Origin of the sequence: Planomonospora sp. ID67723 (genome assembly GCF_015711605.1) — a bacterium.
GTDB lineage: Bacteria > Actinomycetota > Actinomycetes > Streptosporangiales > Streptosporangiaceae > Planomonospora_A.
This window is the reverse complement of sequence record NZ_JABTEZ010000004.1, coordinates 845,926-865,189: the sequence shown is the minus strand read 5'-3', so window position 1 is coordinate 865,189 and position 19,264 is coordinate 845,926. Positions and strand designations below refer to the sequence as shown.

18 protein-coding genes and 2 riboswitches are annotated in these 19,264 nt (G+C 72.0%); of the genes, 14 read left to right on the top strand and 4 right to left on the bottom strand.

Features of this window, described 5'->3' with window-relative positions:
• Positions 1–87: 87 nt before the first annotated feature.
• The 3 genes from HS041_RS30705 (at position 88) to HS041_RS30695 (ending at position 3,028) form a co-directional block, all read left to right on the top strand.
• Positions 88–1,845 (top strand): sensor histidine kinase, encoded by a 1,758-nt coding sequence (locus tag HS041_RS30705; RefSeq protein WP_230879870.1) that lies wholly within the window; start codon positions 88–90, stop codon positions 1,843–1,845.
• Positions 1,842–2,543 carry a response regulator gene (locus tag HS041_RS30700; protein WP_196444301.1) on the top strand — a complete coding sequence of 234 codons (702 nt, stop codon included), beginning with the start codon at positions 1,842–1,844 and terminating at the stop codon, positions 2,541–2,543. The genes HS041_RS30705 and HS041_RS30700 overlap by 4 nt, the downstream gene beginning before the upstream one ends.
• A gap of 65 nt (positions 2,544–2,608) precedes the next feature.
• Positions 2,609–3,028 (top strand): hypothetical protein, encoded by a 420-nt coding sequence (locus tag HS041_RS30695; protein ID WP_196444300.1) that lies wholly within the window; start codon positions 2,609–2,611, stop codon positions 3,026–3,028.
• 114 nt (positions 3,029–3,142) lie between these two features.
• Here HS041_RS30695 and thiC read toward each other — a convergent pair whose 3' ends face one another.
• Entirely contained in the window at positions 3,143–4,903 is a 1,761-nt protein-coding gene (gene thiC, locus HS041_RS30690) for a phosphomethylpyrimidine synthase ThiC (protein ID WP_304609554.1), read from the bottom strand.
• Positions 4,896–5,008: riboswitch (TPP riboswitch) on the bottom strand. It overlaps the preceding gene by 8 nt.
• A gap of 217 nt (positions 5,009–5,225) precedes the next feature.
• On the opposite strand from thiC, the gene clsA reads away from it, so the two are divergent.
• The 8 genes from clsA (at position 5,226) to HS041_RS30650 (ending at position 15,252) form a co-directional block, all read left to right on the top strand.
• A complete protein-coding gene (gene clsA, locus HS041_RS30685) occupies positions 5,226–5,816 on the top strand; it encodes a cardiolipin synthase ClsA (protein ID WP_196444298.1) in 591 nt (196 codons plus the stop codon).
• 10 nt (positions 5,817–5,826) lie between these two features.
• The gene (locus tag HS041_RS30680) at positions 5,827–8,328 is read left to right on the top strand and encodes a mannose-1-phosphate guanyltransferase (protein WP_196444297.1); all 2,502 of its coding nucleotides are present in this window, start codon (positions 5,827–5,829) and stop codon (positions 8,326–8,328) included.
• Positions 8,329–8,678: 350 nt separating this feature from the next.
• The gene (locus HS041_RS30675) at positions 8,679–9,191 is read left to right on the top strand and encodes a double zinc ribbon and FHA domain-containing protein (protein ID WP_196444296.1); all 513 of its coding nucleotides are present in this window, start codon (positions 8,679–8,681) and stop codon (positions 9,189–9,191) included.
• Between the two features lie 26 nt (positions 9,192–9,217).
• Complete coding sequence (ftsR, locus tag HS041_RS30670; protein WP_374058887.1) at positions 9,218–9,868, top strand: transcriptional regulator FtsR; 651 nt, start codon at positions 9,218–9,220, stop codon at positions 9,866–9,868.
• 81 nt (positions 9,869–9,949) lie between these two features.
• The gene (locus HS041_RS30665; protein ID WP_184947661.1) at positions 9,950–10,429 is read left to right on the top strand and encodes a bifunctional nuclease family protein; all 480 of its coding nucleotides are present in this window, start codon (positions 9,950–9,952) and stop codon (positions 10,427–10,429) included.
• Between the two features lie 144 nt (positions 10,430–10,573).
• Entirely contained in the window at positions 10,574–11,194 is a 621-nt protein-coding gene (locus HS041_RS30660) for a MerR family transcriptional regulator (RefSeq protein WP_196444295.1), read from the top strand.
• Between the two features lie 15 nt (positions 11,195–11,209).
• A riboswitch (glycine riboswitch) is annotated at positions 11,210–11,301 on the top strand.
• A gap of 161 nt (positions 11,302–11,462) precedes the next feature.
• Complete coding sequence (gene gcvP / locus HS041_RS30655) at positions 11,463–14,318, top strand: aminomethyl-transferring glycine dehydrogenase (RefSeq protein WP_196444294.1); 2,856 nt, start codon at positions 11,463–11,465, stop codon at positions 14,316–14,318.
• Positions 14,319–14,442: 124 nt separating this feature from the next.
• The gene (locus HS041_RS30650; RefSeq protein WP_196444293.1) at positions 14,443–15,252 is read left to right on the top strand and encodes a hypothetical protein; all 810 of its coding nucleotides are present in this window, start codon (positions 14,443–14,445) and stop codon (positions 15,250–15,252) included.
• Between the two features lie 56 nt (positions 15,253–15,308).
• Here HS041_RS30650 and HS041_RS30645 read toward each other — a convergent pair whose 3' ends face one another.
• A complete protein-coding gene (locus HS041_RS30645) occupies positions 15,309–15,722 on the bottom strand; it encodes a hypothetical protein (RefSeq protein ID WP_196444292.1) in 414 nt (137 codons plus the stop codon).
• Positions 15,723–15,840: 118 nt separating this feature from the next.
• Here HS041_RS30645 and HS041_RS30640 point away from each other — a divergent pair, with 118 nt between their 5' ends.
• Entirely contained in the window at positions 15,841–16,446 is a 606-nt protein-coding gene (locus HS041_RS30640) for an alpha/beta hydrolase family protein (RefSeq protein WP_196444291.1), read from the top strand.
• A 77-nt stretch (positions 16,447–16,523) separates the two neighbouring features.
• On the opposite strand, the gene HS041_RS30635 is transcribed toward HS041_RS30640, so the two are convergent.
• Both HS041_RS30635 and HS041_RS30630 read right to left on the bottom strand, forming a co-directional pair.
• The gene (locus HS041_RS30635; RefSeq protein WP_196444290.1) at positions 16,524–16,715 is read right to left on the bottom strand and encodes a DUF5999 family protein; all 192 of its coding nucleotides are present in this window, start codon (positions 16,713–16,715) and stop codon (positions 16,524–16,526) included.
• A 375-nt stretch (positions 16,716–17,090) separates the two neighbouring features.
• Positions 17,091–17,678 (bottom strand): TetR/AcrR family transcriptional regulator C-terminal domain-containing protein, encoded by a 588-nt coding sequence (locus HS041_RS30630; protein ID WP_196444289.1) that lies wholly within the window; start codon positions 17,676–17,678, stop codon positions 17,091–17,093.
• A gap of 149 nt (positions 17,679–17,827) precedes the next feature.
• Between HS041_RS30630 and HS041_RS30625 the strand changes: the two genes are divergently transcribed.
• Together HS041_RS30625 and HS041_RS38905 are read left to right on the top strand one after the other, a co-directional pair.
• Positions 17,828–18,226: a hypothetical protein gene (locus tag HS041_RS30625; RefSeq protein WP_196444288.1), complete on the top strand. Its 399-nt coding sequence runs from the start codon at positions 17,828–17,830 to the stop codon at positions 18,224–18,226.
• Between the two features lie 278 nt (positions 18,227–18,504).
• Entirely contained in the window at positions 18,505–19,236 is a 732-nt protein-coding gene (locus HS041_RS38905) for a nuclease-related domain-containing protein (protein WP_196444287.1), read from the top strand.
• Positions 19,237–19,264: the final 28 nt, after the last annotated feature.

The window sequence follows — 19,264 nt, the reverse complement described above, 5'->3', positions numbered from 1 at the left end:
GTTCGGCCGATCTTCCGGCCACTAGGAGGAGACGCGGCCCTCCCAGAGGATGAGAGGGCACCGGCCGGATCCGGATACCTTTTGCCCATGAGACCCCGCGATCCGGCCGTCGATGGGAGAGCCCGCGGCCCGGCGCTCGACGTCCTGCTGTCGGTCGCCGGAGTCGCCTTCGGGTTGTTCGTCTCGGGCAAGACCGGCCAGCCCGTGTCCTGGTCGGCGACCCTGGTGCTCGCGGCGCTGGCCGGGATCCCGATGGGCCTCGTCCGGAGGTGGCCGCTGGCCGTCTGCGTCTACCAGTCGGCCTTCCTGGTCGTCTGCGACCGGTTCTCCACCTTCACCACCGACACCGTGCAGACCCTCATCCCGGTCGCCGTGGGCGTCCTCGCCTACCGCTGCGCCTGGCGGCAGATCGTGCCCGGCGCCGTCCTGGCCGCAGTCGCCACCTCGGTCAACCTCGCCGATCCCGGTCTCGCCCTCACCGCCACCACCTGGTACTTCTCGGCCGGGATGAGCGCCGTCCCCGTGGTCGTCGGCCGCTACCTGCGCAGCCCCATCGAGGCGGTGGCCAAGGTGGAGCGCCGTCCCGGCCTCGACCTGCTGCTGTCGGGCGGCGGCGTGGCCTTCATGGTCCTGGACACCTGGACCGACTGGCACGACGGGCCCTGGCCGGTCTGGGGGGTCGGCTGGTTCGTGATCGGCTGCGGGCTCACCGCGGGCCTGGCCCGGGTGCTCCCGGGCACGGCGTTCGCGCTTCAGGCCGTACTGGTCCTCGTGGCCGACCAGTACGCCGGGTTCGCCGCCAACTCGCTGCAGGGCCTCTTCCTGGTCACGCTCGGCGCGTTCGCGATGCGCGCCTCGTGGTCCTGGACCGCCGTCGCCTACCTCCTGGCCGCCGGGGTGACGGCGCTGAACATCGTGGAGGAGGAGTGGGCGGGGGTGACCCCGGCCCGGGTGGCCGCGCTGCTGGCCATGGTGGCCGCGCCGATCATCATCGGCCGCTACCTCGGCGTCCGCCGCGACGCCGCCGACCTGCAGCTGGCCATGGCAGAGGAGGCCAGACAACTGGCCGCCGAGCGGGCCCGGGCCGACCTGCTGGCCGAGCGCGAGCGCATCGCCCGCGACGTGCACGACATCGTGGCCCACCACGTCGGCGCGATGGTGCTGCGGGCGGGCGCCGCCCAGTACGCCGCGCCGTCGGGGCCGGTCGCCGAAGCCCTCTCGGACATCCGCACCACCGGTCACCAGGTGCTGGAGGATCTGCGCGGCCTGCTCAACGTGCTGCGCGACCCCGATCTCGCCCATCTTCCCGTCGCCGCCCCGGAGGAGGTGGTGCGCGACGCGGTGGAGCGGATGAACGCCGCGGGGCTGAAGGTCGAGCTCCGCTCCGGCCTCGAGGCCGGCCTCGTCCCCCTGGTGACCCGGGCCTCGGCCGCCAGGATCGTGCAGGAGGGCCTGACCAACGTGCTCAAGCACGCCGGGCCGGGCACCGCGGCGGTCGTGGAGCTGAAGGTGACCGAGAACGCCCTGGAGGTGAACGTGGCCAGCGGCCCTTCCCCGCAGGACGCGCCCCCGCCCGGTCCCCGCGACGCGCTGCCCTCCTCGGGACAGGGCATCGCGGGCATGCGCGAGCGGGCGCGGGCCCTGGGCGGTGACCTGTCCGCCGCGCCCGACGGGGACGGCGGCTGGCGGCTGGCGGCGACGCTCCCGCTGGATCGTGACGGATACTCATGCGGGATGACGCCGCAGCGCAGGATCCTGCCCTGGCGGCGGGAGGAAGGGAAGACGGACGGCATGGGCGGCAACGACGGCGTGGCAGGCGTGCGACAGGCGGAGCGGCTCCGGTGATCCGGGTCGTCGTCGCCGACGACCAGGCGCTCGTGCGCGCGGGCGTGCGGATGCTGCTGGAGGCCGCGGGGGAGATGGAGGTCTGCGGCGAGGCGGTCGACGGGACGCAGGCCGTGCAGCACGCCGAGCGGCTCCGCCCCGACGTGCTGCTGATGGACCTGCGCATGCCCAGGATGGACGGGCTGGAGGCCACCCGGCGGATCCTGGGGGCATGGCCCGCGGCCAGGATCGTGATCCTCACGACCTTCGCCGAGGACGAGAACATCTACGCCGCCCTGCGCGCCGGGGCCATCGGTTTCCTGGTCAAGGACGACGAGCCGGAGCGGATGGTCGACGCCGTGCGCCGGGCGGCCGCCGGGGAGCCGCTGCTGGCCCCCTCGGTGCTGCGCCGCGTGGTGGAGCGGGCGCTGGCGGCCGAGGAGCGGGTCGGCCCGCGCGTCCTGGCCGGCCTCACCGACCGGGAGCTGGACGTGCTGGCCCTGGTCGGCACGGGACTGTCCAACGCGGAGATCGCCGACACCCTGCACGTGGGCGTCACCACCGTGAAGACCCACGTCTCCACCGCCATGGACAAGCTCGGCCTGCGCAACCGCATCCAGGCGGCGGTGGTGGCCCACCGGATCGGGCTGGTCGACGCGGACTTCCGGCCGGTGCGGAATCCGCCCCGCGGAGGATCGGGGGGTCAGCCCGCAGGCTGACGACGCGGCAGGTCCCTGCGAGCACGATGTGTCCTGAACCACTCATCCCAGGAAGGACACATCTCATGCAGGAGGTCATCACCCAGGGACCGGCGGCCCAGGGCCGGCAGGTCTCCGCGGGCCTGCTGTACGGCCTGCGCATCCTGGTCGTCGCCCAGGCGGCCGGCCTGATCGTCGCGGCCTCGTTCGCCGGGCAGGCCGTCAACGGGGACCAGGCCCTGGCCGACACCCACGTGTGGGCGGGAATGGTGGTGCACCTGATCGCCCTGCTGCAGATCGTGGCGGCCGTGCTGGTCTGGCGGCCGGGCCGCGGCGCGGGCTGGCCCGCGCTGGCCAGCCTCGGCCTCTTCCTCATCGGCATGGGCCAGCACTTCACGTGGGAGATGCTCGGCACCCACGTGCCCAGCGGCCTGACCCTGTTCGGGCTGACCGTGGCCGTGCTCGTCTGGTCCTGGTCGCCCCGCGCCGCCGTACGGTGTTCCTGAGCCCGAAGGGGCACGGGCGCTGATCCCGTCCCCTCCGGGCCCGCGCGGCGGTGTCCGGACGCGCCCCCGCGCCGCCGGACACCGCCGGGCGTCCGGCGCCGCCTCAGGCCGTGCTCAGACGCCTTCGACGGGCAGGTAGACCCGGCCGCCCTCGCGGGAGAACTCCTCGGCCTTCTCCCGCATCCCCTCCCGCAAGGCCTCGTCGTCGGTCAGCCCGCGCTCCTCGGCGAACCGCCGCACGTCGTGGCTGATGCGCATGGAGCAGAACTTCGGCCCGCACATGGAGCAGAAGTGGGCGGTCTTGGCCGGGGCGGCGGGCAGGGTCTCGTCGTGGAAGGAACGGGCGGTGTCCGGGTCCAGGGAGAGGTCGAACTGGTCCTCCCAGCGGAACTCGAACCGGGCGTCGGACAGCGCGTCGTCCCAGGCCTGCGCGCCCGGGTGGCCCTTGGCCAGGTCGGCCGCGTGTGCCGCGATCTTGTAGGTGATCACGCCGGTCTTCACGTCGTCCTTGTTCGGCAGGCCGAGGTGCTCCTTGGGGGTGACGTAGCAGAGCATGGCCGTGCCGTACCAGCCGATCATCGCCGCACCGATGGCCGAGGTGATGTGGTCGTAGCCGGGGGCGACGTCGGTGGTCAGCGGGCCGAGGGTGTAGAACGGCGCGTCGTCGCAGAGTTCGCGCTGGAGGTCCACGTTCTCCTTGATCTTGTGCATGGGGACGTGGCCCGGCCCCTCGATCATCACCTGGACGTCGTGCGCGTGCGCGATCTTCGTGAGCTCGCCCAGCGTCCGCAGTTCGGCGAACTGGGCCTCGTCGTTGGCGTCGGCGATCGAGCCCGGACGCAACCCGTCGCCCAGCGAGAACGCCACGTCGTAGGCGGCCAGGATCTCGCAGATGTCGGCGAAGTGCTCGTACAGGAAGCTCTCGCGGTGGTGGGCCAGGCACCAGGCCGCCATGATCGAGCCGCCTCGCGAGACGATGCCGGTCTTGCGTCCCGCGGTCAGCGGCACGTGGGCCAGGCGCACGCCGGCGTGCACGGTGAAGTAGTCCACGCCCTGCTCGCACTGCTCGATCAGGGTGTCGCGGTAGACCTCCCAGGAGAGCTCCTCGGGGCGGCCGTCCACCTTCTCCAGGGCCTGGTAGAGCGGGACGGTCCCGATCGGCACCGGGGAGTTGCGGATGATCCACTCGCGGGTGGTGTGGATGTTGCGCCCGGTGGACAGGTCCATGACGGTGTCGGCGCCCCATCGGGTCGCCCAGGTCATCTTGTCCACCTCCTCCTCGATGGTGGAGGTCACGGCGGAGTTGCCGATGTTGGCGTTGATCTTCACCAGGAAGTTGCGGCCGATGATCATCGGTTCGCTCTCCGGGTGGTTGACGTTGGCCGGGATGATCGCCCGTCCGGCGGCGACCTCGTCGCGGACGAACTCCGGCGCCACGCCCTCGCGGACGGCGACGAACCCCATCTCCCGGGTGATCTGGCCGCGCCGGGCGTAGGCGAGCTGGGTCACCGGCGCCCCCGCGGCCCGCAGCGGCCGGCGGTCCTGTCCCGATCGCGCCGGGTCCGCGCCGTCGCCGGCGAAGACCGCGTCCAGGGAGCGCAGGTCGCGGCTCCAGGACTCGGAGTCCCGGTAGCCGTCGTCGGCGGGCCTGGCCGGGCGGCCGCCGTACCGGGCCACATCGCCGCGGTCGAGGATCCAGTCCTCGCGCAGGCGCGGCAGGCCGCGGGTGATGTCGACGGTCACGTCCGGGTCGGTGTACGGGCCCGAGGTGTCGTAGAGCGTGACCGTCTCACCGTTGGTCAGCCGCACCTGACGCATGGGGACGCGGAGGTCGCCCTGGTAGATCTTGGAGCTGGAAAGGCGCGCATCGCTCATCGCGCAAACTCCCTTCGCCGGCATTATCCGGAGCAGGTTCTGGCGGTCGGCGGCCGTCACAGCCGTCCTCTCAGCCCGGTTCTCCGGGCTCCCGCGTTGGTCGGCGGAAACCCTAGCGCGTCCCCCCGCCGATCACCACCCCTCCCCGCCACGGCGCCGCCAACCCGCGAGGGGGTGCCGGTGGGCTGGACTGAGGAGCGAAGGAGGCTGCGAGGGGGCGCCGGTTGCCAGCCCCCGAGCCGCGACGCGCAGCGTCGTCACAAACACGGCGTCGCATCGACGCAGTAGTGTCACTATCAGGTACGGGGAGGGAGATAAACGGGTGAATTCGGAAGTATCGGGAACCGAAGATCGAATCTGGACGGTTCCCAACGCGCTGAGCCTGGCCAGGCTCCTCGGCGTGCCGGTCTTCCTCTGGCTCGTGCTGGGTCCGAAGGCCGACGGCTGGGCCGTCGCGTTGCTGATGCTCGCCGGATTCTCCGACTGGCTGGACGGCAAGATCGCCCGGGCGTGGAACCAGACCAGCAGGCTCGGCCGGCTGCTCGACCCGCTGGCCGACCGGCTCTACATCCTGGCGACCCTGCTCGGCCTGGCCCTGCGGGACATCATCCCCTGGTGGCTGGCGCTGGTCATCCCGCTGCGGGACGTGATGCTCCTGGGCATCCCGCCGATCCTGCGCCGGCTCGGGTACGGCCCGGCGCTGCCGGTGCACTTCCTGGGCAAGGCCGCCACGGCCAACCTGCTCTACTCCTTCCCGCTCCTCTTCCTGGCCCACCACGACACGTGGTACGCCGATCCCGCGCGGATCGTCGGCTGGTCGCTGGCGATCTGGGGCGTGGGGCTGTACTGGTGGTCGGGGGTGCTGTATTGGGTACAGGTGCGGCAGCTCCTCAAAGGAGTTAAAACGCCGTAAGGGGTGATGTGTGAAGGCCGTCGTGATGGCGGGTGGTGAGGGGACGCGGCTCCGGCCGATGACCGCGAACCAGCCCAAGCCCCTGCTCCCCGTGGTCAACAGGCCGATCATGGAGCACGTGCTGCGCCTGCTGAAACGGCACGGGCTCACCGAGACCGTGGTGACCGTGCAGTTCCTGGCCGCGCTGGTCCGCAACTACTTCGGCGACGGCGACGAGCTCGGCATGAGCCTGTACTACGCGACCGAGGAGAGGCCGCTCGGCACCGCCGGGAGCGTCAAGAACGCCGCCGACAAGCTCCGCGACGAGCGCTTCCTGGTCATCTCGGGCGACGCGCTCACCGACATCGACCTGACCGACATGATCCGGTTCCACCGGGAGAACGACGCCCTGGTCACCATCGGGCTCAAACGCGTGCCGAACCCGCTGGAGTTCGGCATCGTCATCGTGGACGACCAGGGCCGGGTGGAACGGTTCCTGGAGAAGCCCACCTGGGGCCAGGTCTTCTCCGACACCGTCAACACCGGTGTCTACGTGATGGAGCCGGAGGTCCTCGACGAGGTCGTCGGAGACGGGCCGGTCGACTGGTCGGAGGACGTCTTCCCCAAGCTGCTGGAGCGCGGCGCCGCCCTCTTCGGCTACGTGGCCGACGGCTACTGGGAGGACATCGGCACCCACGAGAGCTACCTGCGGGCCCAGGCCGACGTGCTCTCCGGCCGGGTCAAGGTGGACATCGGAGCCTTCGAGCTCTCACCCGGGGTCTGGGTGGCCGAGGGCGCCGTGGTGGACCCCGACGCCATCCTCAAGGGCCCTCTCTACATCGGCGACTACGCCAAGGTCGAGGCGGGGGCCGAGCTGCGCGAGTACACCGTGCTCGGCAGCAACGTGGTGGTCCGCGAGGGAGCCTTCCTGCACCGCGCGGTCGTCCACGACAACGTCTACGTGGGGCCCAGCACCAACCTGCGCGGCTGCGTCATCGGCAAGAACACCGATCTGATGGCGGGCGCCAGGGTGGAGGAGAACGCCGTCGTCGGGGACGAGTGCATCATCGAGGCCGAGGCGTACGTCTCCTCCGGGGTCAAGGTCTACCCGTTCAAGACCGTCGAGGCCGGAGCCCTGGTCAACACCAGCGTCATCTGGGAGTCCAGGGGCCAGCGCAACCTGTTCGGCCCGCGCGGGGTCTCCGGGCTGGTCAACGTGGAGATCACCCCTGAGCTGTGCGTACGGCTGGCCAGCGCCTACGCCACCACCCTGAGGAAGGGCACCTCGGTCGTCACCTCCCGCGACTCCTCCCGGGCCGCCCGGACTCTGAAGCGGGCCGTGATCAGCGCCCTGAACGCCAGCGCCATCGACGTGCTCGACCTGGAGGCCGTCCCGCTGCCGGTCTCCCGCTTCCACACCGCCAAGGAGAACGCCGTGGGCGGGATCGCTCTGCGGACCACCCCCGGCGACCCGCAGAGCGTGGACATCGTCTTCATGGACGAGACCGGCGCCGACCTGTCCCAGTCGGCCCAGCGCAGGCTGGAGCGGGTCTTCTCGCGCCAGGAGTTCCGCCGCGCCTTCCCCGGGGAGATCGCCGAGCTGGGCTTCCCGCCGAGGGTGATCGAGGACTACGCGCACGAGCTGCTGCGCTGCGTGAACATGAACGGGGTGCGCGACGCCGACATGAAGGTCGTGGTCGACTGCGCGGGCGGCACCTCATCACTGGTGCTGCCCAACCTCCTCGGCCGGGTCGGGGTGGACGTGCTGACCGTCAACAACCGGCTGGACGAGGCCTCGCCCACCGAGACCTTCGCCGAGCGCCGCCGCGACCTGCAGCGCCTGTCGGAGCTGGTCAGCTCCTCCCGGGCCGCCTTCGGCGTGCGGTTCGACCCGGTGGGGGAGCGGGTCGCGCTGGTCAACGAGACCGGCCAGCTGATCAGCGAGGAGCGCGCCCTGCTCGTCGTGCTGGACCTGATCGCGGCCGAGCGGCGCGGCGGCCGGGTGGCGCTGCCGGTGACCACCACCCGCGTGGCCGAGCAGGTCTGCCGTTTCCACGGGGTGCAGGTCGAGTGGACCTCCACCGCGATCGACGCGCTCACCTCGGCCTCGCGGGGGCACGACATGGTGTTCGCCGGGGACGGGCGCGGCGGGTTCATCGTGCCGGAGTTCGGGCCCGCGGTGGACGGGCTGGCGGTCTTCCTGCGCCTGCTCGGCCTGGTCGCCAGGACCCGGCTCTCACTCAGCCAGATCGACGCCAGGATCCCCGTGGCCCGGCTGCTGCGCCGTACGGTGCCCACGCCCTGGGCGGTCAAGGGGGTGGTGATGCGCTCGGTCATCGAGGCCGCCGAGGACTACCGGATCGACACCACCGACGGCGTGCGGGTCGTCGCCGACGACGGGAGCTGGGCGCTGGTCCTGCCCGATCCGGCAGAGGCCGTCACCCACCTGTGGGCCGAGGGCGCCGACGTGGACTCGGCGCAGGCGCTCCTCGAGCACTGGGCCCGGGTCGTCGAGGACGCCGCCGGCTGCTGACCCGCCCCCGGTCTGCGGGGGGCGCCGGTGCACTGGACTGAGGAGCGAGGGAGCGCAGCGGATGAGCGGCGAGGAAAGGCGCCGGTCACCGGCCCCCGAGCCGGCTGCGCGGAGCACGGTCCGTCAACACAACGACGCGCCAGCCTGGCCCGAGATATAGACCGTGGACCGTACCCGGCTGTAGTTTTGACACCGACCGAACCCGCGGTCCACCGCTCGTCTTGACCTTTGCGCCTCATCAGCGTAAGTTTCGGCATTCGCAGTCTGAACACACTTGAGAAGCGAAGAAGCGAGGCGCGCATCCCCGAGCACCGTTGCCGCGTCTTCGCGGTAGGAGGCCGAGCCGATCGATGCCGAGCGTCTACTGCACGCAGTGCGGTCATGCCAACCCCGAGGACGCGCGTTTCTGTTCTCGATGCGGGTCACCGCTGACCAGAGCTGAGATTCCCGGAGACAGCACGTCGACGATCTCCCTCTCCGGGATCGAGGCCTACGAGGCGGAGACAGGGGAGACGCTTCTCGCCGAGCGGCAGGCCGTCGAGCAGTTGCTCCCGGGCACGGCTCTGCTGGTGGCCATGCGCGGCCCCAACGCAGGCAGCCGCTTCCTCCTGGACAGCGACCTCACCACCGTGGGCCGCCACCCCGAGAGCGACATCTTCCTCGACGACGTCACCGTCTCCCGCCGCCACGTGGAGTTCTACCGGCGCGGCGGTGGCATGTTCACCGTCCGTGACGTCGGAAGCCTCAACGGCACTTACGTCAACCGCGAGCGGATCGAGGAGGTTCCGCTCTACGGTGGGGACGAGGTGCAGATCGGCAAGTTCCGCCTGGTGTTCCTCACCCGCGGCGCCGCTGGAGGATGATGAGCTCGCAGGCCGCTCGTGCGCACATGAGCATCGGGGAGGTCCTCGCCCTCCTGCAGGGCGAGTTCCCCGACGTCAGCATCTCCAAGATCCGTTTCCTGGAGGGTGAGGGGCTGATCGAGCCGGAGCGCAGTCCCTCCGGCTACCGCAAGTTCACCTACGCCGACGTCGAACGGCTGCGTTACATCCTCAGCGAGCAGCGCGACCGCTACCTCCCGCTGCGCGTGATCAAGGACAGGCTGGAGGCGGCGGACCGCGAGGAGCGGCCCGTCGCCCGGCCGCGCGCGGTACCCGGCGAGGCCGTCCCCGAAGTCCGCCTCAGCCGGGAGGAGCTCCTCGCCGCCGCCGAGCTCGACGAGGAGACCCTGGCCGAGCTCGAGGACTACGGCCTGCTGTCCGCGGTGGCCCGCCACTACGACGCCGAGGCGCTGGCCGTGGCCCGCAGCGTCGGCGCGCTGGCCGCCTTCGGCCTGCACGCCCGCCATCTGCGGGCGGTCCGTGCCGCAGCCGAGCGGGAGGCCGGGCTCGTGGAGCAGGCCGTCGCCCCGCTGCTGCGCCGCCGGGCGCCCGGTGCCATCGACCGGGCCGACGAGACCGCCCGGGAGATCTCCGGTCTCCTGCTGGACCTGCACGCCTCTCTCCTGCGTTCTGGAGTCCGCGACGCCCTGGGGAGGTGAGGACCTGCCGGGGCGCTCGTCGCCCTCCGGGTGTTACGTTGAAGAAACCGGTCGAAACCCAGCGAAAAGACGGAGCAGCCCGTGTTGCAGATGGAGGTCGTGGGCGTTCGGGTTGAAATGCCCTCAAACCAGCCGATCGTTCTGCTGAAGGAGGCGCACGGGGAGCGTTACCTGCCCATCTGGATCGGCATGACGGAGGCGACGGCGATCGCCATGGCCCAGGCGGAGGAGCCGCCGCCCCGGCCGCTCACCCATGACCTGTTCCGGGACGTGCTCGACGCCCTCGGTGTGGGACTGCGCACGGTGAACATCGTCGCGCTCCGCGAGGGCATCTTCTTCGCCGACCTGGTGTTCTCCAACGGGGTCGAGGTGAGCGCCCGGCCCTCGGACTCCATCGCCTTGGCACTGCGCACCGGCGCGCGTATCTTCGCCAGTGAGGACGTGGTTCGCGAGGCCGGAGTGATCATTCCGGACGACCAGGAGGGCCAGGAGGAGGAGCTGGAAAGGTTCAGGGAGTTCCTTGACCAGATCTCGCCGGAGGACTTCGGCCGCGCGGGGTAGGAATTTCGGTGCATTTACGCTTCACGACGCGCCGAGTGGGGTCGTTGACTGAGCTGGATCCCAGTCTTACGGTGCGAGTGAACCTGTGGCCGTGTGCAAACCCCCAGATCAGGCCATGGGATGAGAGAAAGCCGGAGGTCCGCAGTGGCGGTCAGCAGCGGCGAAGGAAAGGCGGCCGGCCAGGATGATCCGGGGCGGCGCCGGTCGGCGCGGCAGCGTGCCGGAGAAGAGGGCCTGCTGTTCGAGGGGCAGCCGGTGAGCCTGCCCGCCGACGTCGGCTATCGAGGCCCCACGGCCTGTGCCGCTGCCGGGATCACCTACCGGCAACTGGACTACTGGGCCCGCACCGGACTGGTCGAGCCCACGGTCAGGGCCGCGCACGGCTCCGGCTCCCAGCGGCTGTACGGCTTCCGCGACGTCCTCGTGCTCAAGGTCGTCAAACGGCTTCTCGACACCGGCGTCTCCTTGCAGCAGATCCGCATCGCCGTGCACCACCTGCGGGCCCGCGGGGTCGGCGACCTCGCCCAGATCACCCTCATGAGCGACGGGGTGAGCGTCTACGAGTGCACCTCCCCCGACGAGGTGATCGATCTCCTCCAGGGCGGCCAGGGCGTGTTCGGCATCGCGCTGGGCCGGGTGTGGCAGGAGGTGGAGGGTTCCTTGGCGCAGCTGCCCGGCGAGCGCGCCGAGGCCGGCGAGGGCCCTTTAGCCGAGCACCACGCCGATGAGCTGGCCCGCCGTCGCAGGGCGCGCCGCACAGGGTAAAGTTGACCTCGCTGACGACCCTGTGCGGGAGAGACCCCGGCACGACCGGGGCGCCGAAGGAGCAACCTCCCCGGAATCTCTCAGGCACCCTGTACCGCACGGACGAGGCAACTCTGGAAAGCAGGTGCGTCCGCCAGGCGCGTCTCACCGACGGTGAAAGCCTCCCCGAAAGGGGTAGGTGAAGCTCTCAGGTCGAGATGACAGAGGGGGAGATCCGGCACCCATGCCCGCGCCCAGCGCCGGTCTCCACCGCCTCGGGAGGCTTTCCATGACCGATCTGTCACCCCTCAGCGAGCTCAGCTCCCCGCCGTTCGCGACCCGCCACATCGGGCCCGGCGAGGCCGACCGGGACCGCATGCTGGAGGCGGTCGGATTCGGCTCCGTCGACGACCTGATCGCGGTCGCGGTGCCCGAGACGATCCGGGCCAAGGACCGGCTCGAGCTGCCCGCCGCGGCGAGCGAGGCCGAGGCCATCGGCGAGCTGCGCGCCCTGGCCTCCCGCAACACCGTCCTCACCTCGATGATCGGCCTCGGCTACCACGACACGATCACGCCCGCGGTCATCCGCCGCAACCTGCTGGAGAACCCCGGCTGGTACACCGCGTACACGCCCTACCAGCCGGAGATCTCCCAGGGCCGGCTGGAGGCCCTGATCAACTTCCAGACGGTCGTCTCCGACCTGACCGGCCTCGACGTCGCCGGTGCCTCCCTGCTGGACGAGGCGACCGCCGCGGCCGAGGCGATGACCCTGGCCCGCCGCGCAGGCCGGGCGAAGTCGAACGTGTTCGTGGTGGACGCCGACGCGATGCCGCAGACCAAGGCCGTGCTGCGCACCCGAGCCGAGCCGCTCGGCATCGAGCTGGCCGAGAGCGACCTCGCCGGAGAACTGCCCGAGTGCTTCGGCGTCCTGGTGCAGTACCCCGGAGCCGGCGGCCGCCTGCGCGACTTCCGCGCGGTCGCCGAGGCCGCCCACGCACACGGCGCCCAGGTGGTCGCCGCGGCCGACCTGCTCGCCCTCACCCTGCTGGCCGCCCCCGGCGAGCTCGGCGCCGACATCGCGATCGGCTCCTCGCAGCGCTTCGGCGTGCCGCTGGGCTTCGGCGGCCCGCACGCGGCCTACATGGCGGTCCGCGAGGGCCTGCAGCGGCAGATGCCCGGCCGTCTGGTCGGCGTCTCCCAGGACGCCGACCGCCGCCCCGCCTACCGGCTGGCCCTGCAGACCCGCGAGCAGCACATCCGCCGGGAGAAGGCGACCAGCAACATCTGCACCGCGCAGGTGCTGCTCGCCGTGATCGCCGGCATGTACGCCGTCTACCACGGCCCCGAGGGCCTGCGGCGGATCGCCCAGCGCGTCCACCGGCACGCCGTCGTGCTCGCCGAGGGGCTGCGCCACGGCGGTGTCGAGGTCGTGCACGAGGCCTTCTTCGACACCGTGCTCGCCCGGGTCCCCGGTCGCGCCGCCCAGGTCGTGGCCGCCGCCCGTGACAACGGCGTCAACCTGCGCCTGGTCGACGCCGACCACGTCGGCGTCACCTGCGACGAGAAGACCGAGCTGCTCCACCTGGAGCAGGTCCTGGCCGCCTTCGAGGTCAGCGGCGCCGTCCTGACCGACCTGGACGCCGCCACGCACGACGCTCTCCCCGCCGAGCTGCTGCGCACGAGCGAATACCTGACCCACCCGGTCTTCCACAGCCACCGCTCCGAGACCGCGATGCTGCGCTACCTGCGCCGCCTGCAGGACAAGGACATCGCGCTCGACCGGTCGATGATCCCGCTGGGCTCCTGCACGATGAAGCTCAACGCGACCACCGAGATGGAGCCCATCACCTGGCCGGAGTTCGCCGGGCTGCACCCCTACGCCCCCGAGGACCAGGCCGAGGGCTTCATCGAGCTGATCAAGGGGCTGGAGGGCTGGCTGGCCGAGGTGACCGGCTATGACGCCGTCTCGATCCAGCCCAACGCCGGCTCCCAGGGCGAGTTCGCCGGTCTGCTGGCCATCCGCGCCTATCACCGGGCCCGGGGCGAGGCCGGGAGAGAGGTCTGCCTGATCCCGTCCTCGGCACATGGCACCAACGCGGCCAGCGCCGTCATGGCGGGCATGAAGGTCGTCGTGGTCGCCTGCGACGACAACGGCAACGTCGACCTCGCCGACCTCACCGACAAGATCGAGAAGAACCGCGACCGGCTCGCTGCGATCATGGTGACCTACCCGTCCACGCACGGCGTGTACGAGGAGACCATCACCCGGATCTGCGAGCAGGTCCACGAGGCCGGCGGCCAGGTCTACGTCGACGGCGCCAACCTCAACGCCCTGGTCGGCCTGGCCAAGCTGGGCGAGTTCGGGGCCGACGTCTCCCACCTGAACCTGCACAAGACCTTCTGCATCCCGCACGGCGGCGGCGGCCCCGGCGTCGGCCCGGTCGCGGTCCGCGCCCACCTGGCCGGCTACCTGCCGGGCCACCCGCTGCACGGGGGTTCGGAGGTCGGCGCGGTCTCGGCGGCGCCGTACGGCTCGGCGGGCATCCTGCCCATCTCCTGGGCATACATCCGGATGATGGGCGGCGAGGGCCTCAAGGCCGCCACCGAGCAGGCCATCCTGTCGGCCAACTACCTGGCCCGCAGGCTCGCCCCGCACTACCCGGTCCTCTACACCGGCCGCGGCGGCCTGGTGGCCCACGAGTGCATCGTCGACCTGCGCCAGATCACCAAGGAGACCGGCGTCACCGTGGACGACGTGGCCAAGCGCCTGGTCGACTACGGCTTCCACGCCCCGACCATGTCCTTCCCGGTGGCCGGCACGCTGATGATCGAGCCCACCGAGAGTGAGGACCTGGCCGAGCTCGACCGGTTCTGCGACGCGATGATCGCGATCCGGGAGGAGATCGCGAAGGTCGCCTCGGGCGCCTACGACAAGGTCGACAACCCGCTGCGGAACGCGCCGCACACCGCCGACTGCGTCGTCGCCGACGCGTGGGACCACGCCTACACCCGCACCGAGGCGGCCTACCCGCTGCCCTCGCTGCGCGAGGGCAAGTACTGGTCGCCGGTGCGCCGCATCGACCAGGCCTACGGCGACCGCAACCTGGTCTGCTCCTGCCCGCCTCTGTCGGCCTACGAGGACTGACCCGCCACGGCCCGCGCCCCCGCCGGGGGCGCGGGCCGCGCATCGTCAGGACGCATGTGGGGGGACGAACCAGGCCCCGAGTCGTTAGGCTCGGGGCGTTCGCTCATCCGGGAAGGACCCCTGCATGCCTGAGGTGGACACGCACCCGCTGGACACCGCGCGCCGGCTGGCCGAGGACGGCGACCTGGACGGCGCCGCGACGATCTTCGCCGAGCTGGCCGCCGACCCCGAGGGCCCCGACCGGGCCCAGGCCGCGGTGGGGCTGGCGGTGGTGCTGGAGGAGCGGGGAGACGTGCCGGGCGCCCGCACCGCCGCGCGTACCGCGCTGGCCACCGGGCACCCGGAGTTCGCCGCCCAGGCGGCCTGCCTGCTCGCCCGGAGCTTCGAGCGGGAAGACCTGCCGGACCAGGCCCGCGCCGCCTGGCAGGCCGCACTCGGCCTGGAGAACCCCGCCTACGCGCCGCTGGCCCACATGGCGCTCGCGCGGCTCGCCACGGAGGAGCAGGAGGCAGAGGAGGCGCTGAGGGCGGCTCTGGCCACCGGCGACCCGGAGATCGGCTCCCGCGCGGCCCAGCGGCTGGCGGAGTTCCTGATCGGGGAGGGCGAGGCCGGGCAGGCCGCCGACGTGCTCCTGGAGGCGCTGGAGATCCCCGAGGTGGCGGACCAGCCGCGGCTGCGGGTGCTGCTCGGCATCGCCCACCTGGATCTGGCCTGCGCGGAGTTCACCGGGGCGGTGGAAGGCACGGTGGGCACAGAGGGCGCAGAGGGCACAGGGGATGCCGAGACCGGGGCGCTCGCCATCGAGCTGCTGGCCCGCACCCTCCCTCTGCGAGGGCGTGACGAGGACGCCGAGCGGGTGTGGCGCTACGGCCTCGACCACGCCGACGAGCGCCTCTCCGAGGAGGTGCGCCTGCGCCTGGGCCGTGATTGCTGACGTCGCGGCCCGCACTCCCGGCTTCCGTGGCGGATCGGCCGGTGAGCGGGCGGAGGTCAGTCCCGGTGACGCCAGTTGCCGATGGCGTGGGCGATGTTGATCGTCACGATGCCGCCCCATGCCAGCAGCAACCCGGCGAAGCCGGCCTCCCCCGCTGCGATGCCGGTCAGCGGGATGCCGATGCCCAGCGAGCCCAGCGCGATCGGGATCGAGGGGTTGCCGCTCTTCTTCTGCTTCTTGTACGGCTGGCCCGGATACGGCTGGCCCGGATACGGTTGGCCGGGGTAGGGCTGGCCCGGGTACGGCGCAGCCCCGGTGGCGTGGACCTCGGCCCGCACCCTGGCGGCGATGGTCGCGTCGAGGCGTTCGACGAACGACTCGACGAGCGCGGCCTCGTACTCGGGGCCGAGGTCGCGGCGGGCGTCGATGGTGGCGCGCATGTCCTGGCGCATCTCGTTGTAGTCCTGCACGCTCCCAGTCTGTACCCGGGCGCGGTTTTCGGTATCGGCCATGAGGAGGAGATGGGCGCCGGATCCCCTGCCGGGGTGCGGCGCATGCCGGGAGCGTCCGGCCCGGTACGGTCGCCGCATGGAGTTCACGACGCCGCACGGCCCGGCACGGGTGGAGATCGACCGGCCGCGGAACCCCTGGTTCCTGCTGGTCCTCACGCACGGGTCGGCCGGGGGGCTGGACGCGCCGGACCTGGTGGCCGTACGGGAGGCCGTACTGTGCGCCGGAGGCGTGGTCGCCGGGGTGACGCAGCCGTTCCGGCTGCGGGGGGCGAGGGCGCCGGGTTCGGCGGTCAAGCAGGACGAGGCGTGGGTGGCGGTGGTGGAGGAGATCCGCCGGCGCCATCCCGGGCTGCCGCTCGCGCAGGGCGGGCGGAGTAACGGGGCCAGGGTCGCCTGCCGTACGGCTCTCGCGGCGGGGGCGTCGGCCGTCGTCGCGCTGGCCTTCCCGCTTCACCCGCCGGGCAGGCCGGAGCGGTCCCGGGCGCAGGAGCTACGCGGGGCGGGGGCGGAGGTGCTGGTGGTCAACGGGGACCGCGACCCGTTCGGGGTGCCCGAGGCGACCGACGCTGCGCGCCTGGTGGTGCTGGCGGGGGAGGGGCACGACCTGAAAAAGGACCCCGCCCGCGTGGGCGAGGTCGTGGCCGGATGGCTGCGGGAGAGGATGCGGCCGGACGCCGGGTGACCTCGCGGCCCGGGGGGAGTCCGGTGCGTCACCGGACGGGCCGCGGGGCCGGAACCGGAATCGCGGGCTCCGGTCCCTCAGACGGCGCCGACCAGGGGCCGGTGAGGCTCGATGACGCCGCCGTCGGGCAGGAGCTCACCGGTGTCCTCGAACAGCACCACGCCGTTGCAGAGCAGGCTCCAGCCCTGCTCGGGGTGGGCGGCCATGGTTCGGGCGGCTTCGCGGTCCTTCGCCTCGGCAGGCGGACAGGACGGCTCGTGCGGGCACATCGGCGTGCCTCCGGATCTCTCGTGTCGGCTCGCCGGGATCGACATCGGAGAGGCGGACACCGTCACCGATGGGACCCCGTTCCCACGCATGACGGGGACGAGCATCTGGGTGGACATATGGCCGTGCGCGCCTCGAACGGGGTGGGGCACGCACATTGGACAAGGTCAAGTGTGCGACGGGTCACGCCCGGGGGACATAGTTAGTTAGAGCCGTTTGAGGACCACTGGGGATGGTCCTCCGGGACTCCGTCGGGGTGTGACCTATAACACAGGGTGCCTTATATAGACATAACAGGCCAAGTGCGACACGCCGTAAGCGGGTAAATGATTGGTTACAACTTTCTGACGCCACATATCGCCTGGTCAGAGCGTTGTTCACCGCTGTGCGAGACCGGCCAGCAGGGCGTCGAGGCCGCGCTCGAAGTCGGCGTCGGCCGCCGGATCGCCGCCTCCCTGAGACGGGGGCCGCCAGGGCCCGTCACCGTCGCCGGGCGGCTCGGCCCAGCCCGACTGCTGCACCTCGACCGCCACCGCGCCGAAGACGTAAGCCCTCAGGGCCCGCACGGCCTCCGGCGCGTCCGGCAGCCCGGCCTCGGCGAGCTGGTCGATCTGCTCGCGCAGGGCCAGTGCGGCCTGTCCCTTGGGCGGCTTGGTCAGGGCGAGGGCGAGCACGCCGGGGTGCTCCCGCAGCGAGGCCCGGCTCGCCCGGCACCACGCCCGCGCGGTCTGCTGCCAGTCGGCGCCGGGTTCGGCGTGGACGGCGGTGACGTGCTCGGCCAGGGCGTCCATGAGCGCGTCCTTGCCCCGGGGCAGGTGGTGGTAGATGGCCATCGCCTCCACCTGGAGCGCGTCGCCCAGGCGGCGCATCGTCAGCCGTCGCAGCCCCTGGCCGTCGGCGATGTGCAGGGCCGCCTCGATGATGCGCTCTCTGGAGAGCGGGATCGGAGGTCGTTTGGCAGGCATGGGATCATCGTGCCACCCCCTGCCTTACTGTGTAAAGGAGGACACGCCGGACGCGTCCTCCCCAAGTACGTGAAGCAGGGGGCGACGGCGTAGGCTGCGGGTGTCGACACGCCGGGAAACGCCCGGCGACGGGTGAGAGAGGGCAGACGATGGCGTTTTTCCGACCGCGGGTGAGCCGGGAGGCGGAGGTTCGCTACCACGCTGACCAGGAGGTCGGGAAGAGCTTCCCCGAGCTCCTGGAGAGGGCGCGGGCGGCCGAGGCCGCGCTGCGCCAGGTGCAGGCGACCTCGTCCTCCGCCGAGGAGCGGCGGGCCGCCGGTCTGGTCTTCGACAGGGCGCTGACCGAGGCGCTGCGGGCGGCCGAGGCCAACCAGCGGGCGACCTTCGGCGTCAAGGCCTACGACGACCGGATCCGCCGCCGCAAGGGCAGGGCCACGCCCAAGGGCGCCGCGTGGACCACCGAGGTCGAGCGCCTGCGCACCCTGCGCGAGCAGAACCGCCTCACCGGCATCGCCCGCGACGTGCTGCCCATCGGCACCGCGCACTGACGTCCGCTTCCACGATCCCCGGTACGGCACGCCGTACCGGGGATCGTGCGTTTCGAGGGCGGGCGGCAGGGCGGGCGGCAGGGCGGGCCGCGTCCTCCCGTTCCGCCGTCCCGATGGGGGTGCCCCCCTCGTCACTCAAAGTGTCGGATGTGTCACGCTATCGACATGGTGGGGTTGGGTCCGGAGGGCCGGACGCGCTGCGCGCGGCTGCCGGGACCGGTGACCCCGTTCTGATCGCTCACGCGGCCGTACGCCGCGCCAGGGGGGGGAGTCGAGCGGTGATCAACTCGTCGATGGTGGGAGCGGGGCTCTCGTTCAAGAACCGCTACCGGGAGTCGCAGGACACGGGGTGGGGCGGCCGCCTGGCGCTGCGAGCGCTGCTCGGCGTGGCCGCCTTCGTGCTGGTGAGCCTGGTCTGGCACTGGCACGCGGGACTGGTCGCCGCGGGGATCGCCGCCCCGGGCGACATGGTGTACCGCCGGTGCCTGGACCTGCCGGTCATCGCCCGGCGCAGAGGCGCGGCGGGGGAGCGCGCCACCGCCCGGATGCTGCGCCCCCTGCTCCGTCGCGGCTACGTGGTGCTGCAGGACCGGGTGCTGCCGCACGCGGGCGGCGGCGCCGGCCACCTGGTGATCGGTCCGACCGGGGTCTACGTGGTGGACTCCAGGAAATGGCCCTGGGACGTCAGGATCGCCGGAAGCCGGGGCAGGCTGTGGATCGGGCGGAACCCGGCCGACCAGGAGGTCCGGGCGGTGGCCTCCGCGGCGCGCGCGGTCTCCGACGTCCTGTGGTCCGTGGCCGGCCGACGGGTGAAGGTGGTGCCGCTGGTGGCGGTGCACGGCGCGCGGTTGCCCCGCTGGGGAGCGCTCAGGGCCTCGGGGGTCGTGCTGATGCGCGCGCCCCGGGTGCGCGCATGGATCACCCGCCAGGCCGTCCGGCTCGACACCTGCCAGGTCTCGGCCCTGGGCGCGGTCGCCGAGCGCCTGCTGCCGCCGGCCGCTCGAGGGTGAGAGCACCGCATGAGCGACCGAATGAGCG